We start from the raw sequence: 20,068 nt of genomic DNA, 5'->3' as shown, positions 1-20,068 counted from the left end.
AAATTGCTGCAAAATCGTTCTAAACTGGAAAAAGCATGGCTGAGATTCTACGAGACGGGGCTCATCGACTCCAAAGTGCTCAGGCCTGAAATAGTGGAATCCTGGGAACGCTGCAGATATGCAGGCGTCCATCAAGATGGTCCATGGGCTGATGATGATCTCAATGAAAAAGAGCTGGAGCTGAGACGAGAGCAATTAGGAGATGTCCTGAAAATTGCCAAACCCTTTATGGAAACTCTATATAAAGCGGTGGGTGAATCCAGGATGATTCTGAGACTGACAGACTGCGAAGGCTGGGTGCTGGGAAGCTACGGGGACCAGTCCATGCTGGAGGAGAACAGGCATCTCAGGCTGCACAGCGGCTGCAACGTCAGTGAGTCGGCCATTGGAACCAATGGCATCGGAATCGCGTTAAAAGCGGACTGTTCCATACAAGTCATGGGCGCTGAGCATTACCACAGGGCATTTCACGACTGGACCACATCTGCTTCACCAATCCATGGAAAGCATGGTGAAGTGGTTGCGGTGATCAGTATGTCCGGGGACTATGACCTGGTTCACCCTCACACCCTTGGTATGGTCATGGCGTCTGCGGAAGCCATTGAACACGAACTGGAGCTCGAGGCGGCACACCTTGAGGCAAAGCGGGCCAGCGAGCACTACCTGGCGATCATGGAGTCGATCCGTGAAGGCATTTTATGTGTCGATTCAACCGGAGAAATAACCGAAATCAACCATTTTGCAAGAAAATATCTTGGCTACAACGAAAAGGAAATTTTGGGCCAGAAGCTCGAAACGCTAATAGAAGCGGAAAAGTTGAAAGGCTATATCAATATGGTCAGAAACAGCGCCCGGCTGGACGAAGTTGAAGTTTTTCTTAGAAAGAAGAATGGCAAGCGCGTCTCAGTTCTAGTCAATATGACGCCAATCAGCCAGACACAGAGTGGAAAAAAAGAAGCAGTTTTGACTTTCAGAGAGTCCAAACGGGTACACAGCCTGGTTAATAAAATAGTCGGAGCGACAGCAATCTACACTTTTAATGATATTCTCGGAGACAGTCGGGAAATCAAGCAGGCAGTGGAAATGGCACGAAGGGTGGCTGACTCTGATGCCAATATTCTTCTTTACGGAGAAAGCGGCACAGGAAAGGAGATGTTCGCCCAGGGCATACACAATGCAAGTCGAAGGAAGAATCAGCCTTTTGTCTTCATAAACTGTGGTGCGATTCCGCGCGATTTGGTTGCCAGTGAACTTTTTGGCTATGTAGAGGGCGCATTTACGGGTGCGCGAAAAGGCGGACAGCCTGGCAAGTTCGAACTCTCAGACGGGGGGACTCTGTTCTTGGATGAGATTGGCGACATGCCGCTGGATACACAGGCTATGCTGCTTCGCGTGCTGGAAACCAGGCAGGTTGTGAGGGTTGGCGGTTACGACGTACTTCCGGTAGATGTCCGGGTGATTGCAGCGACACACAAAAATTTAAAAACAGAAGTCGAAAAAGGCAACTTCAGAAGCGACCTCTACTATAGACTCAATGTTATGCCTATTTATACACCGGCACTAAGAGAACGCAGGAGTGACATACCCAAGCTGATCGATAACTTTTACGGACAGTTTCATAAACGCTCAGTTGGCAGTCCGCCTATCGCTGAGGGATTCTATAGGATCATGACCAATTATGACTGGCCGGGCAACGTTCGCGAGCTTCAAAATGTCATGCAGATGATGGTCAGTCTGGCGGGAGAAGCCTCACTGGAAGAGAAGTTGATTCCAAATTACATTCGTCTTGACGCCCGCCGTGAGTTTGTCACTTCTGAAGAGCGCGCACTGCCTCTTTCTGAAGTTGAGCGGCAGGCTGTTCTTCATGCACTGAAGGTCTGCAAAGGAAATGTGGCGCAGGCTGCACGCGCGTTGGGCATTGGCAGGGCAACGCTTTACAGGAAAATGGAGTCCCATGGCATAGCTATGAATCGAGATGTCTCAAAATGATGCAAATGTATTGTTTTGAGACATCTATTGTTTTTGTTGAGAAACCTGATGACTCATTATGATACAATAGGATTAGTCAGCTAATATCAAGTGATAAAGGGCGAAAATTAACACGGTTATAAGGATTGAAAAAACTGTGTTTGTGAATATTTTTTTAAAGCAACTTGCAGTTAATTTTTTGGCATGATATTTGCATAATAATTATAACGGGTGATGAATATGAAAAAAATGATGCCGTTAACAGGTCTTATGTTGTTTTTCCTGATGCTGGCTGAACGAATTACAATTGAAGCTGTCATCATTGGACTGGGCCTCTCTTGGCTTGTTCTGAAACTATTAAGCGGCAAGGTTGCAGAAAGTGAAGGGATTCCACTGTATGCCCCGAGTCTGTGGTTGTCGTGGCTTTATTTGATTGTTGTACTCATAAAAGAGATTATTGCAGCCAATTTTCAGGTGGCAAAAATTGTACTCAGTAAAACTATGCAAATTGAACCCAAAATTTATCACTATACGACGAGTCTCAAAGATGAGCGGCTGATTGTACTTTTGTCAAATGCCATAACACTGACGCCCGGGACAATGACCGTTGAGCTTGAACAAGACAAGCTGACTATTCACGCGCTGAATGAGGACTATTACAAAGCGCTTGATGGCAATCCTATAGAAAAAATTCTGCTTGGGGTGGAGGCGCGGCTAAATGGATAAGTTTTTACTGGCAATAGCAGTCGCGCTGGCATTAACGTCTTTAATCTGCCTTGTTCGGGTTATTATTGGTCCGACAAAAGGAGACCGGATTATTGGCATCAACGTTGTTGGGACGAAAACCATCGTCATCATTGCGCTGATCGCATTTATACTTAGAGAAACCTATTTTCTGGATGTGGTTCTTGTTTATGCACTGATCAGCTTTATAGCATCCATATTTATTTCCAGGGAATTCGCTGAAGAACCTGAAGAGGAGGACGAACAGCATGCGTGATACTTTAGTGGTCCTGTTTATGTTGGTCGGACTGTTCTTCTTTATCGTCGGAACTCTTGGCATCCTAAGATTTCCCGACGCATTGACCCGTGCCCATGGCGCGGCGAAGTGCGACACTTTAGGCGCGGCCCTTTGTTTGGTGGGTCTCATGCTATACTCCGGTTTCAATACGGCTTCACTCAAACTGCTAATGGTGATTATCTTTATCTGGGTGACCAATCCCACAGCGACACATGCCATCGCCCGGGGTATTCTGAAGTCCAAGCTTAATTCTCAAGGGGGGGCTGAATCCCATTGAATACATTTTCAATGCTTATACTGGGCCTTATGATTATAGGCAGCGTTGCGGTTTCTTACGTCAAAAATTTAATGAGCGCCGTTATTGTATTTATGATTTATAGCCTGATGATGGCGGTTCTCTGGGAACAGCTGAATGCACCGGATCTGGCCATCACGGAAGCTGCAGTAGGTGCAGGGATCACGACAGTCCTGTTTGTACTGGCTATTAGACGAGTCAGGAGGAAGGTCTCATGAAGAGAAAGATTGCAGCCGTCTTGATAACAGTATGCTTCATAGCCTTTTTACTGATAGGTCTGTCGGATTTTCCGCCATATGGAACCGCTGACAGTGCCGTTTATAACGAGGTCACAGCCCGTTACCTGGAGAAATCCATTGAAGAGACCGGCGCGGTCAATGCCGTAGCTGGTATGATCCTGGATTACAGGGCCTTTGACACTTTTATTGAAGCTTCGGTCATCTTTACAGCGCTGGTTCTGGTGCTGATGATGCTCCAAAAGGGTGACAAAGCTAATGGAGGTGATGGCAATGACCACGCCCATCATTAGGCGAATAGTAGGCTGGCTTTTGCCATTTCTATGGATCTTTAGCTTTTATATTATGTTATTTGGTCATTTATCGCCGGGAGGTGGATTTTCAGGAGGCAGCGTACTGGGTGCCTGCCTGATCCTCGACCGCCACGTTAACGGAGCGAATGCCTTTGGCGCCAGGTTTACCGGTGAACGGCTGTTAAAGTTGTCGCTGGCTGCTCTTTTACTTTATGGGATTCTCAAAGGACAGTCGTTTCTCGCAGGGGTTTTGCATAGGAACGGACTCCCAATTCCTCTGGGGACCCCTGGAAACATCCTCAGCAGCGGCTTGATCCTGCCGCTGAATGTGCTGGTAGGTATTGTTGTGGCAGTTGCCTTCTATCTGATTGCCACGCTGTTTGAGGAGGGACACCTGTGATATCTTTTTTAGCCTCACACTATTTTCAGATTGGCACCGTGATTTTGTTTGGGGTAGGGTTTATGACACTGCTGCTCAACAATAATCTGATAAGAAAAATTATTGGACTCAACATCATGGATACAAGCATATTCTTGTTTTTTATTACCATAGGCTATACTGGAGGTCGTGAAGCACCTATTATAAATGGTGCTTTTAAAGGAATTGACGCCTATGTGACGCCAATTCCAACCGGCCTTATGCTGACGGGAATCGTCGTTGCAGTCAGTACGACCGCTTTTGCACTGGCGTTGACCATACTGTTTTACGAACGCTTCGGGACTATTGATCTTTCCGAAGTAATGGACACAAGGGGGGATTAGATGCAAGGTTTACATCTGACGAGTTTATTATCCATATTGATCCTGATGATTACCGCGTTTATAATGCCTGTCATAAAGCAACGTCAATTAGTGACAAAAATCAGCCTGGCGACCATGGCGGTTGTTCTGGTGATGCTGGCTTTGGTCGCTGTGGATGTAGCCAGAGTGGAGCATTATACCGCGACAATCGGCCACTATGACGCGCCATTTGGGATTACCTTTGACATTGGACCTATTGAAGCGGTTGTAGGTGTACTGTTTGCCTTCGTCTCCACTATGGTGGTCTGGTATGCGAGTTTTGGCATTCATAAGGAAATTAAAGAAAACCGCGTTAAACTCTTCTACACCTTAATTCATTTGCTATTGGCTTCGCTGCTCGGCATTGTATTTACCTCTGACTTGTTCAACAGCTTTGTCTTCATCGAGGTCAGCACACTGGCGGCTTGTGGCCTGATTGCCATTAAAGACAAACCTGAAAACATCAAGGCGACCATGAAATATCTGATCTTGAGCAGTCTTGGCTCCGGCCTCGTCCTCATGGGCATTGCCTATTTATATTCCATGACGGGTCATCTGAACATGCGCGCTATTCATGAAACCCTTCAGGTTAGCGTGGCGGGCAACGAGAGAGCCATCTTGGTGAGCTTGACTATGTTTACGATTGGTCTGGGGATTAAGGCTGCTATGTTTCCGCTCCACGTGTGGCTGCCGGACGCGCATGCTTCAGCGCCGGGACCTTCGAGTGCCATTTTGTCTGGCATAGTCATAAAAGCGCCGGTCGTCCTGCTTTTCAAAGTGTTGTTTATGGTTTATGGTCAGGCTATTTTGAAGGATACCGTCATCCTGAACCTGATTTTGATCTTTGGTGCGACGGGTATGATTATGGGATCCTTGTTCGCCCGCGTACAAACTGACCTGAAGCGTATGGTCGCTTATTCCAGCGTCGCTCAGATGGGTTACATCTTCTTTGGCTTTGGACTTGGCAATGCCATGGGTATGACCATTGCTATCTACCACATTCTGGCACATGGTCTCACGAAATCCTGCCTGTTTCTCTCTGTCAGCTCATTTATAGAGCAGACTGGTCAAAGGGAAATTGATAAAATGCGGGGGATCGGACGTGAAATGCCAATCACTTTGGCCATCTTCTCGCTTGGGGGCATGTCCATGGTTGGCATTCCAATGCTGCCTGGATTTGTCAGCAAGTGGAATCTGGCTTTGGCGGCAATAGATTACGGACAAATCTTTTTACTGCTGATCATTCTGGCGAGCAGCCTACTGAACGTCAGTTATTATTTCCCTATTATTATCAACGGATATTTCGGTAACGCGAATTTGGAAGGCAAGATTTACAAGTCGAAGATGAAGCCGGTTCGTGAGCTCGTTCCTCTGATTTTGCTTTCAATCATGATGGTGATCGTCGGTTTCGGGTCTGGTCCTATACTGGACTGGATCGCCAGCGCGATGCCTTCTTTGTAAAGGCGGCTTGTCCATGACATTCTTAATCGTTTTGCCCATTTTTCTGCCCTGGCTGGCATCGATCATTGCCACACAGAGTAAGATCATCACTGAAAAAAGACTCAAGCCCTTCGTGGCAGCAGTTGTTATAACAAATTTCGTTGTACTCTTTACAGTTGTCTCATTATTTCCTAAGGTTCGGTTTCACTTGCTGATGGTCAACCGTTTTATTGACATCTATCTCAGGCCGGATGGTCTGGGGATACTATTTGCGGTGCTGGCATCCCTGCTGTGGATCTTTACAACTTTTTATGCGTTTGAGTACATGAAGCATGAAAATCGGGTCCGTCAGTTTTTTGTGTTCTTTCTGTTTACACTCGGCGTCACCATTGGCGTAGCCTTCTCTGGAAATATGTTCACCCTCTATATTTTTTATGAACTGCTGACGCTGGCAACCTTTCCACTTGTCATACACGCAGGCAGCGAGGAGGCTTTGGCAAGCGGCAAGAAGTACATTATTTACTCTTTTTCCGGAGCGACGCTCGTCCTGCTTGGCATGCTGCTTGTTTTCAGCATCACCAATGACTTGAGTTTTTTGCCGGGGGGAATTGTGAACTTTAGTCATTTTGGCGGCACGGATCACAATGAGTTTATCATGCTCCTCGCCGGCTATTTGAGTCTCTTTTTAGGTTTTGGCGTCAAGGCAGCACTTGCGCCGTTTCACTCCTGGCTCCCAAATGCCATGGTCGCGCCTACACCTGTAAGCGCATTGCTGCACGCTGTTGCTGTTGTCAAATCCGGGATCTTTTCGCTTATGCGCACGACGTATTTCCTATTTGGGCCGGTAAGTGTCGCCATGCTGGGGGCCTCAAATTATTTGCTGCCTATTATTGTTTTGACCATAGTCATGGGTTCGCTCATGGCGCTGCATCAGGACAATCTTAAAAAACGGCTTGCGTATTCCACGATCAGCCAGCTGGGATACATTATCCTTGGCATAGCGCTGCTCAATCAGGATGCATTTATTGGTGCGCTGCTGCATTTGATTAATCATGCGGTCATAAAAATTACGCTGTTCTTTGTGGCGGGGGCCATTTACTATCAGACGGGCTTTAAATATGTCCATCAGCTGGATGGCATAGGGAAGCGCATGAAGGTGACCATGATCTGTTTTGGACTTTCGGTCATTTCACTGATTGGCATACCGCCGACCAACGGGTTTGTCAGCAAGTGGTATCTGGCACTGGGTGCGTTAAAAGCGCACAACGTACTCTATGCAGTCGCACTGCTACTCAGCGCATTTTTGACAGCGGCCTATCTTCTTCCTATTGCCGTACAAGCCTTTTTCAGTAAAAAAGAGACGCCGGAGCTCGATTCCATTGGTGAAGGCAAATCGCTGGATCCTTCAGATACTATGTTAATTCCAATCTTTTTATTGACTGCTATCGTCATACTGCTCGGGATCCTGCCGAACCCAATCGTCAGCATCGTTACGCGCATTGCCGGGGAGGTGTTTTAAGTGGCAAACAGTTTTTGGATTTTAATGTTGCTTGTCATACCCGGCGCCGCGTCCGTGATTGGCGCCATTCAGGGAAACAAGAACGAAAGTCTGAGGAATGCCCTGCACCTGTCGGTGTATGCCTTTGTGTTCGGCATTGTGGTTTTGCTTTATGAGCCAGTCAGTCAGGGTGACATAGTGGTGTTTGTACCTAACCTGATGGGGACTGGCTTGATGTTGAAGCTGGATATGCTGAGATACATTTTCGTTTGGCTGACAGCATTCATTTGGCCGCTTGCCATGATTTTCTCCACTCAGTATTTAATTCGGCACAAAAACAGAAACAGATATTATGCCCTGTATATGCTGACCTATTTCAGTACTATGGGCATGTTTCTCTCTGAAAACATTCTTAATTTATTCACCTTTTTTGAATTGATGTCCATATCGTCCTACTTCCTGGTCATTCACGACGAGGACGAATATGCCCACCGTGCTGGCACCTCTTATTTGGCCATGGCTATAGCGGGCGGTTTGATGGTTTTGCTGGGCATCCTTTTGGCTTATAACTTTGCAGACACCTTGATCATATCTGAGATGAATTTGAAAGATGCCTCGCAAGTGACCAGAATAGCCATAGGCTCGCTCATCCTTATAGGCTTTGGTATTAAGGCGAGTTTGTTCCCACTGCACGTTTGGCTGCCAAAGGCTTACACTGCGGCGCCAATGCCTGCAACCATAATTTTGTCGGCAGTCCTCGCAAAGACGGGCGTTTTTGGGATCATTGTCACGCTTCACTATCTGCTGGATGGTGAACCGCTGATTTCATACACAATTCTGATTCTGGGCATGCTGACGATTCTGGTCGGCGGCGCTTTGGCCATGTATCAGAGAAACGTCAAGCGGATTCTGGCTTATTCGAGCATGAGTCAGATGGGCTATATTCTGGTCGGTATCGCGTTGATAGAGATTCTCGGCAGTCATGGCGGACTTGCCGTCTATGGTACGCTGTTTCACATTGTCAATCACGGCATCATCAAAACGCTGTTGTTCATTGGTGCCGGTGTCATCTACATTGCGCTTCACGAGCTGAGTATCAACGTGATTTACGGCTTTGGGCGTTTAAAGCATTTCCTGAAGGCCTTATTTCTGTTTGGTGCCCTCGCAGTGGCTGGGATGCCTGGATTAAACGGCTACGCCAGTAAAACCATGATTCATGAAGCACTTCTTGAAGCTGCTCATGAATTTCCGGGCCCGCTTTTCAGTATTCTGGACATGCTCTTCTATTTCGGCAGCGCAATGACTGTGGCGTATATGCTGAAGTTTTTTGTGGCAGTTTTTATCGAGAAGAATGACGATTATTATGGTCAGCACAGACATTTGATTAAATGGCCTGTTCTCCTTCCAATGTCAATTCTATCCGGTGCGATCGTTATTTTGGGGATACGACCAGAGTGGGTTTATGCGCCATTGTCTCAAGCTGCAAAGATCTTGGGAGCAAGTGGCGAGGTTCATCCGCATCTCTTTGGAACGGAAGCGCTGCGAGCGTCAGGTGTCATTTTTGTACTTGGCTTTGTCATGTACGCGACGTTTATACGGATGTATCTGCGAAGACGGGTGGAAGGTCACACGGTGTATGTGAATCCTTCAAATACCTTCTTCCGAATCGAAGAGGATTTGATGATTCCGGTATTTACTGCGATTTTTAAAGGAATGACTGTCTTCTTCAGATTTTTTGATCAGTGGCTGATTCGTCTTGGTGAATTCGTAGGGGACTCAATCCACAGACTTGCGGACGTGAAACCTAAGAAATGGATTGAAAAGAATGGCTCAAGCTTTTCTGACGCTGGAACTCATTTGATAGAATCGCTGGAAAGCGCTTCCTCTGGTAAGTTTGCTCAGCCGTTGATTGAAAAAGGGGATGCTGCTCTGGGTAAGCTGACAAGTGAAAAACTGTCAGAGCCCCTTCACCGTTCAGGAGAAGCTATAGCGCATTTGGCAGACGAAAGCTTCAAAAAAGGGCACAAGCTGAAAGATGAAGGAGAGACCACGGTCAGAAAAGCGGTTTATAGGGCTAACTTCAACATAAGTACAGTGACCTATTCCATCTTTTTATTTGGTGCAATTTTAGTCCTAAGTTTTATCTTCATCTTCCTGAACAGCACATTGATTAAATATTAATTGCGACCAGTTGGTTTTGGGCGCAAAAAAGGAAGAAGGCACAAGTCAGAGGGCTCGATTAGAGTTCGAGATCCTGACAGGTACTTTCTTCCTTTTTCATTTTTATCAGTGCGAAAACATTCACTCTCTTGGAGGCGCGAACAGCGCGTCAGTCAAGAGATTCATGAGCGCGGTCAAGGCTTGGCGGTTTTGCTGCGTCCATGCTTTTGCCATAGCCTCGCCGAGCTTGCGGTCTTCCATACTGAGCATCAGACACAAACCTCGTTCTGAGTGCATTAGCTTTAGTACTTGGGCGCCTTCGTACACCGCCCACTCGGAAGTGTAGGTTGGCGTATGGGTGTTCAAGGTTTCGACGGTTGTTTTCAAAGCGTTCAAAGTTTCTTCTTCAACGCGGTCAGAAAAGTATAAAATTGCGTTTTCACCGCGCTCGGTCAGTCGATACCGATTGGTTCCTGCATCCCTTACCAAGCCTGAGTCTTTGAGTTCTCCCAGACAGTGCGTAAATTCGAAGTAGTTCATCCGGCCGTCTCTGAGCATCAAATCCATCAATAGGTCGTGGGCTGGATCTCTGAGCAGGGCGATCCCTTCCAGCAGTAACATTTTTTTTTCAATTTGTTGTTTAGAGTCATCAAAAAACACAGGATCACCACCTTGCTTGTATCTGATTAGCGTATCCCTATTATATCATAAACCGCTTGAAAGTGAGGATGTGCATTTGTCAGGCGTATAGAATCAAATGGTAAATTATTAGTTACATTTTACTTTTTTTACTGTGTTATGTCTCTTGTTCTAATATACTTATTAATACATAATCATGAACAGAATTATAATATTGAAAGGCGGACATAATATGCTGTTGTCATCTAAGTTTTTCAAAGGTCATGCAGTAAAAGGCAAAAGCCTGTACTCAACTGTTATTCTCTTGTCTTTGGTATTAACAGCGTCCATATTCTGGGGATGTGGTGCTGATATAAATACTGCTGAACCTGCCGCTCCAATTGGGGAAGCCATACCGCCTGAATCAGCCAACGAATCGCCGGAGGCTGCTGAGACGCCGCTGGAGCCTGAAGTGCCTGCGGTGCCTGAGATTGATTTTAGTGTGGTCAAGCCCAATGAATTGGGAGAAGTCATGGTAATTATGTATCACAATTTGGGAGAAAAAAATACGGATTACGCCCGTACGGCGGATTCCTTTCGCGCTGATCTGGAGCGACTTTATGAGATGGGATTCAGGACACTTCCGCTCAGGGATCTCGTAAAAGGCAATATTACTACGCCCGCAGGCTATACGCCGGTAGTCCTGACCTTTGATGACGGACACAGCACAAATTTCAAACTTCTGGAGGACCAGACCATTGATCCGGACTGTGTCGTAGGGATCATGTCTGCGTTTGCTGAGGAACACCCTGATTTTGGCATGCACGCCACGTTTTTCTTTAATGGCGGAACTCCTTTTGGTCAGAAAGATTCCGTCGCTTTCAAATTCAATTACATGCTTGAAAACGGCATGGACATAGGGAATCACAGCTTTGGCCACGAACATTTTAAACCGCTCAGTGCTCAGGAAGTGGAAGTGTCACTTGGCAAAAATGCAGTGCAGCTTAAAAAACTGCTGCCTGAATCTTATGAGATCGACCTATTGGCCCTTCCTTACGGCGAACGGCCTGTTGAAGGGCAGAGAGGAACGCTGATCGAAGGTCAGTATGAGGGCGTGCCTTATAAAAACATAGCCATTCTTAATGTGGGGTGGAAACCCAGCGTCTCGCCGTTTGATGCAAGCTTTGACTTCACTTCGATTCAAAGAGTCCAGAGTGGCGACGGTCACCTTCAGCTGACAGATTGGCTGGATGGCTATGTCTCTAATCCGGAAAAGCGCTTTATCAGCGATGGCAGGGCAGATCGTATCGCCATACCCGCTGGGCTGTCTGAAAATGTTGATTTGACAGGCTTTGAAGGCCTGGAGCTTCTGGAATATTGAATAGTGTTCTTCACCTTGCTGCAAACCCCTGCCAAACCGCCAAAATGCCAAAGATCAATATCACGAGTCCTGACAAGCGATTGATCCAGATGAGATGATCTGGCTTGGACAAGATTTTCAGTCTGGAGAGTGCGAATGTCAGCATCAGCCACCATAGCGCCGAGCCGGTAAAAACGCCCGCCACAGTGAGCAGCGGCGCGGTCAGGCCGTGAGTGGTGACGCCGCCGGCCAGTCCAAGTCCGGAAAAAATCGCTATAAAGGACAAAATAGTCATTGGATTTGTCAGTGTCAGAAGAAAAGTGGAAAAAAGCAGTCCCAGGTCACTGTGGCTGGTTTGGGATTCGTTTTTAGACGGCCCCGCAGGGCGCTGCGCTGGCTTGGAGCGTAGAATCCCCTGACCCAGATAAATCAGAAAAAGCCCCCCGCCCAGCCTGAGAACATTCTGCTGATCGATCAAAAAGGCTGAGACTGCGCTGAGACCAAATGCTGCTACAGCACCATATATGCCGTCCGCTAACGCGGCGCCGAGGCCTGTCATGAGGCCGGCACGACGACCATAGGCAAGGGTTCTGCGGATGCTCAGAAGACCAATTGGACCCACAGGCGCGGCAATGGACAAACCAATAATCAAACTTCTAAGCCAAAGCTGGAGCATGACAACACCTCTTTAGTCGCTAACCGACGGATTGGATTTGAGCTTAAGGTTTGGTTGTTCGGCATCCGCGGTCATTTTCCCTTCAAATCAGTTGAATTTATTGTCTAAAAAGCATAAAATATAAGAAATCAGACCTTGAGGGGTGACCTATTCGTGAGTATAGAAAACAAACGCAGAGAAATTCTGGTTTCCAGAGAAGAAATAGAACGCCGGGTTGTCGAGCTTGGACAGGAACTGACCAGGGACTATCACGGTAAAAATCTGCTGGTGGTGTCGCTGCTCAAAGGCAGTTTTATTTTTACCGCAGATCTTGTCCGAAAAATTGATCTTCAACTGCGGGTTGAATTTATGACCACTTCAAGCTATGGCCATGGTGAGGAGTCTACCGGCAGTGTTGAAGTGACCCAGGATATCGGGATTGATTCTTTGGAGGGGTATGACGTTCTTGTCGTGGACGACATAACGGACTCAGCCCATACCATGACAGGGGTTTTCAAGCATTTAAAGCGCAAAGGCGCGGACAGCGTCAAGTGCTGCGTCCTCCTCGACAAGCCATCCAGACGCCAGGTTGAATTCGAACCGGATTATGTTGGCTTCACCATTCCGGATATGTTCATTGTCGGATATGGGCTCAACTATGGCGACTATTTCCGCAATGTCGACCACGTCTTCGCTTTTGTCGACTAAAGTTTGACGGAAGGCGCGCACTAAATTTGCTTATTAAACAGAAACAGCCTCAAGGTTCCCCAGCAGCGCGTAGTCGCACACTGGCACCATGAGGCTGTTTTCAATTATCAGATTAAGGCTTTTGGCCGATGGTCGTGATGCCTACTTCCTGAGATCATCCAGGAGCTGTGTCTTGCCTTCGGTTTTTTCGTCTTTTGACTTGATGATTTTCGCTGGCGCTCCAGCGACGACTACGCCTTCAGGCACATCTTCTGTGACAATGGCGCCGGCGGCGACGACGGAATTCTTCCCGACTTTGACACCTTCCAGAACCACAGCGTTGGCACCGATCAAGACCCCATCTTCAATGATGACAGGTGTTGCGCTAGGCGGCTCGAGAACGCCCGCCAAGACCGCGCCGGCGCCAACATGCGCGTTCTTGCCGACAGTGGCGCGAGCGCCGAGAACTGCATTCATGTCGATCATGGTATTATCGCCAATTTCAGCGCCGATATTGATGACAGCGCCCATCATGACCACGACGTTTTCCCCAATCTTAACGCGGTCTCTAATGACTGCCCCGGGCTCGATTCTGGCTTTGAGTTTTTTGAGGTCAAGCATAGGAATCGCAGAATTCCGGCGATCATTCTCAACGACATAATCATCAATACCCTGGCTCTGTGTTTCGATCAGATCCAGAACCTCATCCGCCTCGCCAAAGAGCACATGGAAGGGTGCTTCTCCGAAACAGCGGATCTGTGAGCCTTCAGGCAGGGTGATGTGACCTCGGATATAAGCTTTGACAGGGGTTGATTTCTTGGCGTCTTTAATAAAACGCGCGATTTCATAGGGGTTTGTCATATCATACGTCATAACTTGGCAAGCCTCTCTTCTTATAATTTTTTAAAGGATGTCTTTCATGCTGTAGAGTCCAGGGCCGGCGTCTTTGAGGAATCTGGCTGCTTTGATGGCGCCTTCCGCGAAGACCTTTTTAGAGGCCGCGCTGTGTTTGATTTCAAGGACTTCGTCAGTGCCGGCGAACAGGATTTGGTGTTCACCCACAATGGTTCCGCCGCGAACCGCGTGAATCCCAATTTCATTTGGCATGCGCTTTGCGTCTTTGCCATGGCGGCCATGCTGATAGTTATAAGCTTTGTTGGCCGCTTCGTTGACGCCGTCCGCAATCATCAGGGCGGTGCCGCTTGGGGCGTCCAGTTTCTTGTTATGGTGCTTTTCAATGATTTCAATATCATAACGCTGTCCCAGAATTTCTGATGCCCGGCGGGCAAGGTCAATCAGCAGGTTGATGCCAAGGGACATGTTGCCGGAACGAAACAGCGCGACTTTTGAAGCTTTGGCTTCAATGTCTGAAATGATGTCTTCAGAAAGACCTGTGGTGCAAATGACTGCCGGGATGCCGCTTGCAGCGGCGAAGTTCACCAGGCCTGGCACTGCGGTATAATGGGAGAAATCAATGATGACGTCTCCCTCGATGCCCTCGGCCTCAAAGGAATCGAACTGAGGAAACTTGGCATCTGGATCAGGGTGGCGGTCAATGCCGCAGGAAATCACCAGGTCCGGCTGTTCAGCGACCAGTTCCCGGACATTTTTGCCCATAGCGCCATTCGCGCCTGATAGAATGATTCGGATCATGGGATCACCTCACTGGATTATAGAAGTCCTGCTGCCCTGAGCTCGCGCTCCAGGCGCTCTACGTTTTTAAGTTCCATTTCATAGAGTGGACCTCTGAGTGGGCCGACTTCTTTGCCCATCAGATTCAAAGCGGTTTTGACCGGGATAGGATTGACTTCGCAGAACAGGGCGTCAATCAGCGGCTTTAGGCCGAGCTGCAGCTCCAGTGACTTCGCGAAGTTGCCGCTCAGATAGTGCATGACCATATCGTGGGTCTCACGCGGCATGATGTTTGAAAGTACGGAGATAACACCGTCTCCGCCTACGGACATCAGCGGTACGATCATATCGTCGTTGCCGGAGTAGAGATAGAAATCCTCCGGAATCAGACGGGCAATTTCGACCACTTGTGCGATATTGCCTGAAGCTTCTTTAATCCCTTGGATATTCGGGTGCTTAGACAGAGCCAGGACGGTTTGCGGATCGATATTGACGCTGGTGCGCCCCGGTACGCTGTAGAGGATGATGGGAATATTGACGCTGTCTGCAATGGCGTTGAAATGACGGATCAGGCCAGACTGGGTCGCCTTGTTGTAGTATGGGGTAACGAGGAGAAGGCCGTCCGCACCAACGGACTCTGCATACTGGCTCATTTCAATCGCGTGCTGCGTATCGTTGCTGCCCGTGCCTGCAATGACCGGCACGCGGCCTGCGACGGCCTCAACTGCGAATTTGATGGCTTCCATATGTTCGTCATCCCGCAGCGTCGGCGCTTCGCCGGTGGTGCCGCATATGATAATGGCATCTGTTTTCTCGGAAATCTGCCAATCGATCAACTCTTTCAGCTTTGGGAAGTTGATTTTGTTGTCAGCGTCGAACGGTGTGACAATTGCGACACCGGCGCCTTTGAATAAACTCATCAAAAATCATCCTTTCGAGTAGGTTGTCTGGGGTGTTTATGTATTAATTATTTCCGAGTACTTTGTCGCGAGGGCCTGACGGGCTCAGGCGGAACAGCCCAAATTCAGCATGATGTGAAGAAAGGACCCGGGAAGCCTCCTGGGTCCTGCTGATTCCTATTATAGCATAAAAAAGCGGGACTAAAACTTTTCTGCGAGCAGCTCCGCAATTTGAACTGCGTTTGTAGCAGCGCCTTTTCTGGTGTTGTCTGCGACGACCCAAAGGTTCAGGCCGTTCTCAACGCTGAAGTCTCTGCGAACGCGTCCAACGTAGACGAGATCTTTGCCTGCGGCTTCTGCTGCCAGCGGGTAAACACTGTTCGCGGGATCATCTTGAAGCACAATGCCTTGACTTGAAGCGAACAGCGCTTTGATGTCTTCAACTTCAAACGGCTTTTTCAGTTCGACGTTGATGGATTCGCTGTGGCTGTAGAAAATTGGAACGCGAACTGTGGTGGCAGTAATTCTGAGAGACTGGTCACCCATGATTTTCTTGGATTCATCAATCATCTTCATTTCTTCTTTGGTATAGCCGTTGTCGAGGAATACATCGATTTGAGGCAGGCAGTTTCCTGCGATAGGATGTGGATAGGCTTTCTTGAGGTGGTTGCCTTTGAGGCCTTCTTCAAGGTCTGTCATACCTTTGACGCCGCTTCCGGAGACCGCCTGATAGGTCGAGTAGATCACGCGTTCAATGCCGTACTTGTCGTAAAGCGGCTTGAGGGCGACAACCGCCTGAATGGTCGAGCAGTTAGGATTGGCAATGATATTTTTGTGGGTGTCAAGAGCCTCCGGATTGACTTCCGGCACGACAAGCGGTACTTCCGGATCCATTCGGAAGGCACTGCTGTTGTCCACGACGATGACGCCCTTGGAAGCTGCGATTGGAGCATACTTCAAGCTGGTGTCGCCGCCGGCAGAAAAGAGGGCGATTTGAATATCGCGATCAAAAGACTGCTCGTTCAGCGGCTCGACGACATATTCCTTGCCTTTGCAGGTCAAAACCTGGCCGGCAGAACGCTCGCTGGCGAAGCAATAAAGGTTGTCAAATGGGAAATCACGATCTTCAAGGACCTTCAGAAAGTTGCGGCCGACCATACCGGTTGCGCCGACGACCGCGATGTTAATTTTTTTCATGTAAAACTGCCTCCTTCTAAATGAATACATTATACAGAAAAATGCATATTTCACGCGGCGATGGATCAGCTTGCGCCTGCTTGGAACAGCATTTTAGAGTCACTTAAATGTGTTGCTGTTATAACATAATTAATGAATAAAACTATTAAATTTTTTTAATAATAGCATTCAAGACCCCAGATGTCAATAAAGTTTGTCGGGTTCCTTCACTTTAAGGTATAATGGGTGTTGGATAGAACCTGTAACTCGGGAGGGAACTGTATGTTTATACCGGATCAAATCACAATAGATAAATTGGAGCTGGCGATTCGCCACAGGCGTGCGCTGCATCAAATACCAGAAGTTGGATTTCAGGAAGTTGAAACTCAGCGCTATATTCTCTCTGCACTAAAGGATCTCGACGGTGTTGTAGTCGAGAGCATAGCCGAGACGGGAGTGTTAGCCTGGATTCGCGGAGAAAGTGAGAAGAGCATAGCTTTCAGAGCGGATATGGACGCTCTGGAGGTCACAGAAAAAACCGGCTTGGCCTTCGCGTCGTCACATAAAGGCCGGATGCATGCCTGCGGCCATGACGGTCATATGACCATGGCGCTGCTTTTGGCCCAGTTGCTGTCCGAACAGCGCCACAGGTTGAAAAAGAGCGTGCTGATCCTGTTTCAGCCGGCTGAAGAAGGTCCCGGTGGCGCCAAAGTCCTCGTAGAGTCCGGAATCTTTGAAAAGTATCATGTAGAGTCCATTTTTGGCTATCATCTGTTCCCGGAAGTGGCCTCCGGCCTTTTTGCCACCAAGAGTGGCCCGTTGATGGCCATGACCGGCGAGTTTGACATTGAAATTATTGGGAAAAGCGCTCATGGCGCAATGCCTCATCTGGGTAAAGATGCTTTGCTGGCGGCATCGAGCCTCGTTTCCGTTCTGCAGAGCGTAGTCAGTCGAAATATTAAGCCCACCGAGTCTGCGGTTCTGACAGTGGGGAAAATGATTTCCGGAGAAAAACGCAATGTGATTGCTGGGCACGCACGGCTTGAAGGAACATTCAGAGCATTTTCCAAGGACGTCTTTGAAACCTCCCTTTCTCGAATGGAAGCCATTGTAAACGGCGTTGCCAAGGGGTATGACTGCGAGGCGGAGATCGAAGTCCGGCCAATGTATCCTCCGGTGCTCAATGATCCGGCGTTGGCAGATTTATTCATCGAAGCGGTAGGGCGAGACAATGTTCTGGATATTGAGCCTCAGATGCTGGCAGAGGATTTTTCCTATTATCAGGAAGCCGTGCCGGGACTTTTTGTCTTCGTCGGATGCAGAGACGCGTCTCAAGGCCATCTGTTTGGTCTTCACCACGAGTGCTTTAATTTTGATGAAAATGTACTGATCAACGGCGTATCCGCCATGATCAAAGTATTTGAAAAAGCCGGTGTCCTATCATGAATAACAGTTTAAAGCCCCATTATCCTCTAACGCCTGTCAGTTGGGCCTTTTTGGTTCTGGCTGGGGCATTTTTGACCATAGGATCCATGGCACAAGCGGCGAATTTTGAGTTGGGTGTCATCTTTACAGAATACGGTCTGCTGGTGATCCCGCTCGTCCTGATTGGACTCGTTTTTAAGGTGGACTTAAAGAAGGCCTTGCGGTTCAACCCAATCCCGGTTAGAATTGGATTGAAAATTTTTGGCGCCTCACTGTTGATGATTCCTGGCGTCGCGTTTTTGAATGTCACCGTCATTGCTATACTCATGGTGACGGTCCATTTTATTCCTCAGACTTTACCGGAAGCATCGGCCGGGACTGGTTTTTTGGTCAGTTTTTTTGTCATGGCCATCACCCCCGGAATCTGTGAGGAGCTCTTCTTCAGAGGCATGGTGATGAACGCGCTGGAGGGCCGGTTTGGATACCGGTTTGCGGCTGCTTTGAGTGCCGTCCTCTTTGGCCTGTTTCACTTCAACCTCGCCAATCTCGTCGGCCCAATTTTCCTGGGACTTCTTTTCGGCTGGCTGGTGCAGGTGACGGGTTCCATCTACGCCGGCATGATAGGTCACGCGGTCAACAATGGCTTTGCGGTGACCATTTCCTATCTTATGACCAGGGGCCAGGAGGTCAGCATGGAGACGGGGATGGATTTGACGGAATTGTTTTTGGAGAATAAGGACATGCTCATAGCAAGTCTGGCCGGTGCGGCAGGATTCCTGTTCGTGATTGCCGTGCCTATGGTTGCTTTTGGGCTTATGATTTATCGCTCCATTCGCCTGGAGTATTTGAAACCCGGCGACATCCTCAAAATTTCGGGCCAACAGTTTGTCGTGACGGGCCGGCCGCTTGCTGCGGCTGCGGTCGGCGGCGCGCAGGCCTGGCTGTATCCTTATGATCAGGTCCCAACTGTAGAGCATTATGAGGATGCTATCAGTCTGGTAAACCTTAACGCGATCAGAAGTGAACGACAGGTCAGACTCTCAAACCGGCACTGGGTCAAAGGCGAACGGCCAAAAATGAAGTTAAAGGAAAGTCTGCCGCTTTGGGGCGGGGCCGTGCTCTACCTGGCGATTGGCGTGTACCTGATTCTGATGTTCAGGGGGATTCTGTCATGACGGATGCTTATTCCGGATTTGCGCTATGCTATGATGCCCTCATGTCTGAGGTGGATTACGACGACTGGACGGAGCGGCTTCTGGAGGTTGCTTTCAGACATGGCGCGAAGCCTTTCAAAATTGCGGACTTAGCCTGTGGGACTGGAAATATTACCAATGCCTTGGCGCAGCGAGGCTATGAAGTCATAGGGGTGGATCTGTCGCAGCCTATGCTATCGATTGCCCAGGACAAAGCCTACGAAGCGCACCTCAAGGTCCGCTATCTGCTTCAGGACATTGTAACTTTCAAGCTTCACAAGCCTGTGGATCTGTTGACCATGATCAATGATGGGATTAATTATATTGAAGGAGAGGCGCAGCTAAAGAGCGCCTTTGAGCATATGGCCGGTGCACTTGTGCCCGGTGGTCTGCTTCTTCTGGAGTTCAGCACACCTTATAAACTGGAGCACGTATTGGGCAATACGACCATTGCTGAGAGTGATGAGGAGATTTCGATGATCTGGGAAAACGCCTATGATCCGGGAACTGGAACACAAACCATGCATTTGACCTTTTTTCTGAGGGACGAGGAACAGCCAAACCTTTATGAGCGTTTTGAGGAGACCCATGTTCAGCATGCCCATGAGGCGGAAGCCCTGGCAGCTCTGGCTCACAGCTGGTTTGAAACGGTTGAAATTCTGGACAGCGAAACCATGCTGCAGCTGGGACCGACTTCAGAACGGGCACTACTAATTTTTCGGAGGAGATAAT

General features: G+C 48.4%; 22 protein-coding genes. 16 read left to right on the top strand and 6 right to left on the bottom strand.

The features are described 5' to 3' along the window. The first annotated feature begins 3 nt into the window (after positions 1–3). The 11 genes from AC4PHM_RS06890 (at position 4) to AC4PHM_RS06840 (ending at position 9,712) form a co-directional block, all read left to right on the top strand. On the top strand, positions 4–1,989 hold the full coding sequence (locus tag AC4PHM_RS06890) for a sigma-54-dependent Fis family transcriptional regulator (RefSeq protein WP_492020164.1): 1,986 nt from the start codon (positions 4–6) through the stop codon (positions 1,987–1,989). A gap of 219 nt (positions 1,990–2,208) precedes the next feature. Continuing rightward, positions 2,209–2,694 carry a Na+/H+ antiporter subunit E gene (locus tag AC4PHM_RS06885; protein WP_492020163.1) on the top strand — a complete coding sequence of 162 codons (486 nt, stop codon included), beginning with the start codon at positions 2,209–2,211 and terminating at the stop codon, positions 2,692–2,694. Then, on the top strand, positions 2,687–2,968 hold the full coding sequence (locus tag AC4PHM_RS06880; RefSeq protein ID WP_492020162.1) for an MrpF/PhaF family protein: 282 nt from the start codon (positions 2,687–2,689) through the stop codon (positions 2,966–2,968). Before AC4PHM_RS06885 ends, AC4PHM_RS06880 begins: the two co-directional genes overlap by 8 nt. Then, complete coding sequence (gene mnhG / locus AC4PHM_RS06875) at positions 2,961–3,266, top strand: monovalent cation/H(+) antiporter subunit G (RefSeq protein WP_492020161.1); 306 nt, start codon at positions 2,961–2,963, stop codon at positions 3,264–3,266. Before AC4PHM_RS06880 ends, mnhG begins: the two co-directional genes overlap by 8 nt. After that, complete coding sequence (locus AC4PHM_RS06870; RefSeq protein ID WP_291403200.1) at positions 3,263–3,502, top strand: Na(+)/H(+) antiporter subunit B; 240 nt, start codon at positions 3,263–3,265, stop codon at positions 3,500–3,502. The genes mnhG and AC4PHM_RS06870 overlap by 4 nt, the downstream gene beginning before the upstream one ends. Further along, positions 3,499–3,813: a hydrogen gas-evolving membrane-bound hydrogenase subunit E gene (gene mbhE, locus AC4PHM_RS06865; RefSeq protein WP_492020160.1), complete on the top strand. Its 315-nt coding sequence runs from the start codon at positions 3,499–3,501 to the stop codon at positions 3,811–3,813. Before AC4PHM_RS06870 ends, mbhE begins: the two co-directional genes overlap by 4 nt. Further along, entirely contained in the window at positions 3,794–4,213 is a 420-nt protein-coding gene (locus AC4PHM_RS06860; RefSeq protein ID WP_492020159.1) for an MnhB domain-containing protein, read from the top strand. The genes mbhE and AC4PHM_RS06860 overlap by 20 nt, the downstream gene beginning before the upstream one ends. After that, positions 4,210–4,575 (top strand): sodium:proton antiporter, encoded by a 366-nt coding sequence (locus AC4PHM_RS06855; RefSeq protein ID WP_492020158.1) that lies wholly within the window; start codon positions 4,210–4,212, stop codon positions 4,573–4,575. Before AC4PHM_RS06860 ends, AC4PHM_RS06855 begins: the two co-directional genes overlap by 4 nt. After that, positions 4,576–6,054: a complex I subunit 5 family protein gene (locus AC4PHM_RS06850; RefSeq protein ID WP_492020157.1), complete on the top strand. Its 1,479-nt coding sequence runs from the start codon at positions 4,576–4,578 to the stop codon at positions 6,052–6,054. It abuts the gene before it with no gap. A 13-nt stretch (positions 6,055–6,067) separates the two neighbouring features. After that, positions 6,068–7,552 carry a complex I subunit 5 family protein gene (locus AC4PHM_RS06845; protein ID WP_492020156.1) on the top strand — a complete coding sequence of 495 codons (1,485 nt, stop codon included), beginning with the start codon at positions 6,068–6,070 and terminating at the stop codon, positions 7,550–7,552. Beyond that, positions 7,553–9,712, top strand: a complete 2,160-nt coding sequence (locus AC4PHM_RS06840; RefSeq protein WP_492020155.1) for a complex I subunit 5 family protein — start codon at positions 7,553–7,555, stop codon at positions 9,710–9,712. It begins immediately after the preceding gene. A 120-nt stretch (positions 9,713–9,832) separates the two neighbouring features. On the opposite strand, the gene AC4PHM_RS06835 is transcribed toward AC4PHM_RS06840, so the two are convergent. Further along, positions 9,833–10,351 (bottom strand): DUF4364 family protein, encoded by a 519-nt coding sequence (locus tag AC4PHM_RS06835; protein WP_492020153.1) that lies wholly within the window; start codon positions 10,349–10,351, stop codon positions 9,833–9,835. A gap of 211 nt (positions 10,352–10,562) precedes the next feature. On the opposite strand from AC4PHM_RS06835, the gene AC4PHM_RS06830 reads away from it, so the two are divergent. Next, entirely contained in the window at positions 10,563–11,690 is a 1,128-nt protein-coding gene (locus AC4PHM_RS06830) for a polysaccharide deacetylase family protein (RefSeq protein WP_492020152.1), read from the top strand. 10 nt (positions 11,691–11,700) lie between these two features. Here AC4PHM_RS06830 and AC4PHM_RS06825 read toward each other — a convergent pair whose 3' ends face one another. Beyond that, the gene (locus AC4PHM_RS06825; RefSeq protein WP_492020150.1) at positions 11,701–12,345 is read right to left on the bottom strand and encodes a LysE family translocator; all 645 of its coding nucleotides are present in this window, start codon (positions 12,343–12,345) and stop codon (positions 11,701–11,703) included. Between the two features lie 153 nt (positions 12,346–12,498). Here AC4PHM_RS06825 and hpt point away from each other — a divergent pair, with 153 nt between their 5' ends. After that, complete coding sequence (gene hpt / locus AC4PHM_RS06820; protein WP_492020149.1) at positions 12,499–13,032, top strand: hypoxanthine phosphoribosyltransferase; 534 nt, start codon at positions 12,499–12,501, stop codon at positions 13,030–13,032. 141 nt (positions 13,033–13,173) lie between these two features. On the opposite strand, the gene dapD is transcribed toward hpt, so the two are convergent. The 4 genes from dapD to AC4PHM_RS06800 form a co-directional block, all read right to left on the bottom strand. After that, complete coding sequence (dapD, locus tag AC4PHM_RS06815) at positions 13,174–13,884, bottom strand: 2,3,4,5-tetrahydropyridine-2,6-dicarboxylate N-acetyltransferase (RefSeq protein WP_492020148.1); 711 nt, start codon at positions 13,882–13,884, stop codon at positions 13,174–13,176. A 30-nt stretch (positions 13,885–13,914) separates the two neighbouring features. After that, positions 13,915–14,664, bottom strand: a complete 750-nt coding sequence (gene dapB / locus AC4PHM_RS06810; RefSeq protein WP_492020147.1) for a 4-hydroxy-tetrahydrodipicolinate reductase — start codon at positions 14,662–14,664, stop codon at positions 13,915–13,917. Between the two features lie 17 nt (positions 14,665–14,681). Then, complete coding sequence (gene dapA / locus AC4PHM_RS06805) at positions 14,682–15,563, bottom strand: 4-hydroxy-tetrahydrodipicolinate synthase (protein ID WP_492020145.1); 882 nt, start codon at positions 15,561–15,563, stop codon at positions 14,682–14,684. A gap of 180 nt (positions 15,564–15,743) precedes the next feature. Beyond that, a complete protein-coding gene (locus tag AC4PHM_RS06800) occupies positions 15,744–16,739 on the bottom strand; it encodes an aspartate-semialdehyde dehydrogenase (protein ID WP_492020143.1) in 996 nt (331 codons plus the stop codon). Between the two features lie 261 nt (positions 16,740–17,000). On the opposite strand from AC4PHM_RS06800, the gene AC4PHM_RS06795 reads away from it, so the two are divergent. Genes AC4PHM_RS06795 through AC4PHM_RS06785 form a run of 3 tightly spaced genes read left to right on the top strand, consistent with a single transcriptional unit; the run spans position 17,001 to position 20,067 of the window. Next, positions 17,001–18,164, top strand: a complete 1,164-nt coding sequence (locus AC4PHM_RS06795; RefSeq protein WP_492020142.1) for a M20 metallopeptidase family protein — start codon at positions 17,001–17,003, stop codon at positions 18,162–18,164. Beyond that, positions 18,161–19,318 carry a CPBP family glutamic-type intramembrane protease gene (locus AC4PHM_RS06790; RefSeq protein ID WP_492020141.1) on the top strand — a complete coding sequence of 386 codons (1,158 nt, stop codon included), beginning with the start codon at positions 18,161–18,163 and terminating at the stop codon, positions 19,316–19,318. Before AC4PHM_RS06795 ends, AC4PHM_RS06790 begins: the two co-directional genes overlap by 4 nt. Further along, positions 19,315–20,067 (top strand): class I SAM-dependent DNA methyltransferase, encoded by a 753-nt coding sequence (locus tag AC4PHM_RS06785; protein WP_492020140.1) that lies wholly within the window; start codon positions 19,315–19,317, stop codon positions 20,065–20,067. Before AC4PHM_RS06790 ends, AC4PHM_RS06785 begins: the two co-directional genes overlap by 4 nt. The last annotated feature ends 1 nt before the right edge of the window (position 20,068 follow it).

Source organism: Acidaminobacter sp. QWL-03, assembly GCF_058683855.1.
The sequence above is the reverse complement of the archived record's forward strand: the minus strand, read 5'-3'. Positions and strand labels throughout refer to the sequence as shown.

Excerpts from the sequence above, each read along its gene's own strand:
- AC4PHM_RS06885 (WP_492020163.1), top strand. The coding sequence starts at position 2,209 with ATGAAAAAAATGATGCCGTTAACAGGTCTTATGTTGTTTTTCCTGATG.
- AC4PHM_RS06880 (WP_492020162.1), top strand. The coding sequence starts at position 2,687 with ATGGATAAGTTTTTACTGGCAATAGCAGTCGCGCTGGCATTAACGTCT.
- mnhG (WP_492020161.1), top strand. The coding sequence starts at position 2,961 with ATGCGTGATACTTTAGTGGTCCTGTTTATGTTGGTCGGACTGTTCTTC.
- mbhE (WP_492020160.1), top strand. The coding sequence starts at position 3,499 with ATGAAGAGAAAGATTGCAGCCGTCTTGATAACAGTATGCTTCATAGCC.
- AC4PHM_RS06860 (WP_492020159.1), top strand. The coding sequence starts at position 3,794 with ATGACCACGCCCATCATTAGGCGAATAGTAGGCTGGCTTTTGCCATTT.
- AC4PHM_RS06850 (WP_492020157.1), top strand. The coding sequence starts at position 4,576 with ATGCAAGGTTTACATCTGACGAGTTTATTATCCATATTGATCCTGATG.
- AC4PHM_RS06845 (WP_492020156.1), top strand. The coding sequence starts at position 6,068 with ATGACATTCTTAATCGTTTTGCCCATTTTTCTGCCCTGGCTGGCATCG.
- AC4PHM_RS06830 (WP_492020152.1), top strand. The coding sequence starts at position 10,563 with ATGCTGTTGTCATCTAAGTTTTTCAAAGGTCATGCAGTAAAAGGCAAA.
- AC4PHM_RS06825 (WP_492020150.1), bottom strand. The coding sequence starts at position 12,345 with ATGCTCCAGCTTTGGCTTAGAAGTTTGATTATTGGTTTGTCCATTGCC.
- dapD (WP_492020148.1), bottom strand. The coding sequence starts at position 13,884 with ATGACGTATGATATGACAAACCCCTATGAAATCGCGCGTTTTATTAAA.
- dapB (WP_492020147.1), bottom strand. The coding sequence starts at position 14,664 with ATGATCCGAATCATTCTATCAGGCGCGAATGGCGCTATGGGCAAAAAT.
- dapA (WP_492020145.1), bottom strand. The coding sequence starts at position 15,563 with ATGAGTTTATTCAAAGGCGCCGGTGTCGCAATTGTCACACCGTTCGAC.
- AC4PHM_RS06800 (WP_492020143.1), bottom strand. The coding sequence starts at position 16,739 with ATGAAAAAAATTAACATCGCGGTCGTCGGCGCAACCGGTATGGTCGGC.
- AC4PHM_RS06795 (WP_492020142.1), top strand. The coding sequence starts at position 17,001 with ATGTTTATACCGGATCAAATCACAATAGATAAATTGGAGCTGGCGATT.
- AC4PHM_RS06790 (WP_492020141.1), top strand. The coding sequence starts at position 18,161 with ATGAATAACAGTTTAAAGCCCCATTATCCTCTAACGCCTGTCAGTTGG.
- AC4PHM_RS06785 (WP_492020140.1), top strand. The coding sequence starts at position 19,315 with ATGACGGATGCTTATTCCGGATTTGCGCTATGCTATGATGCCCTCATG.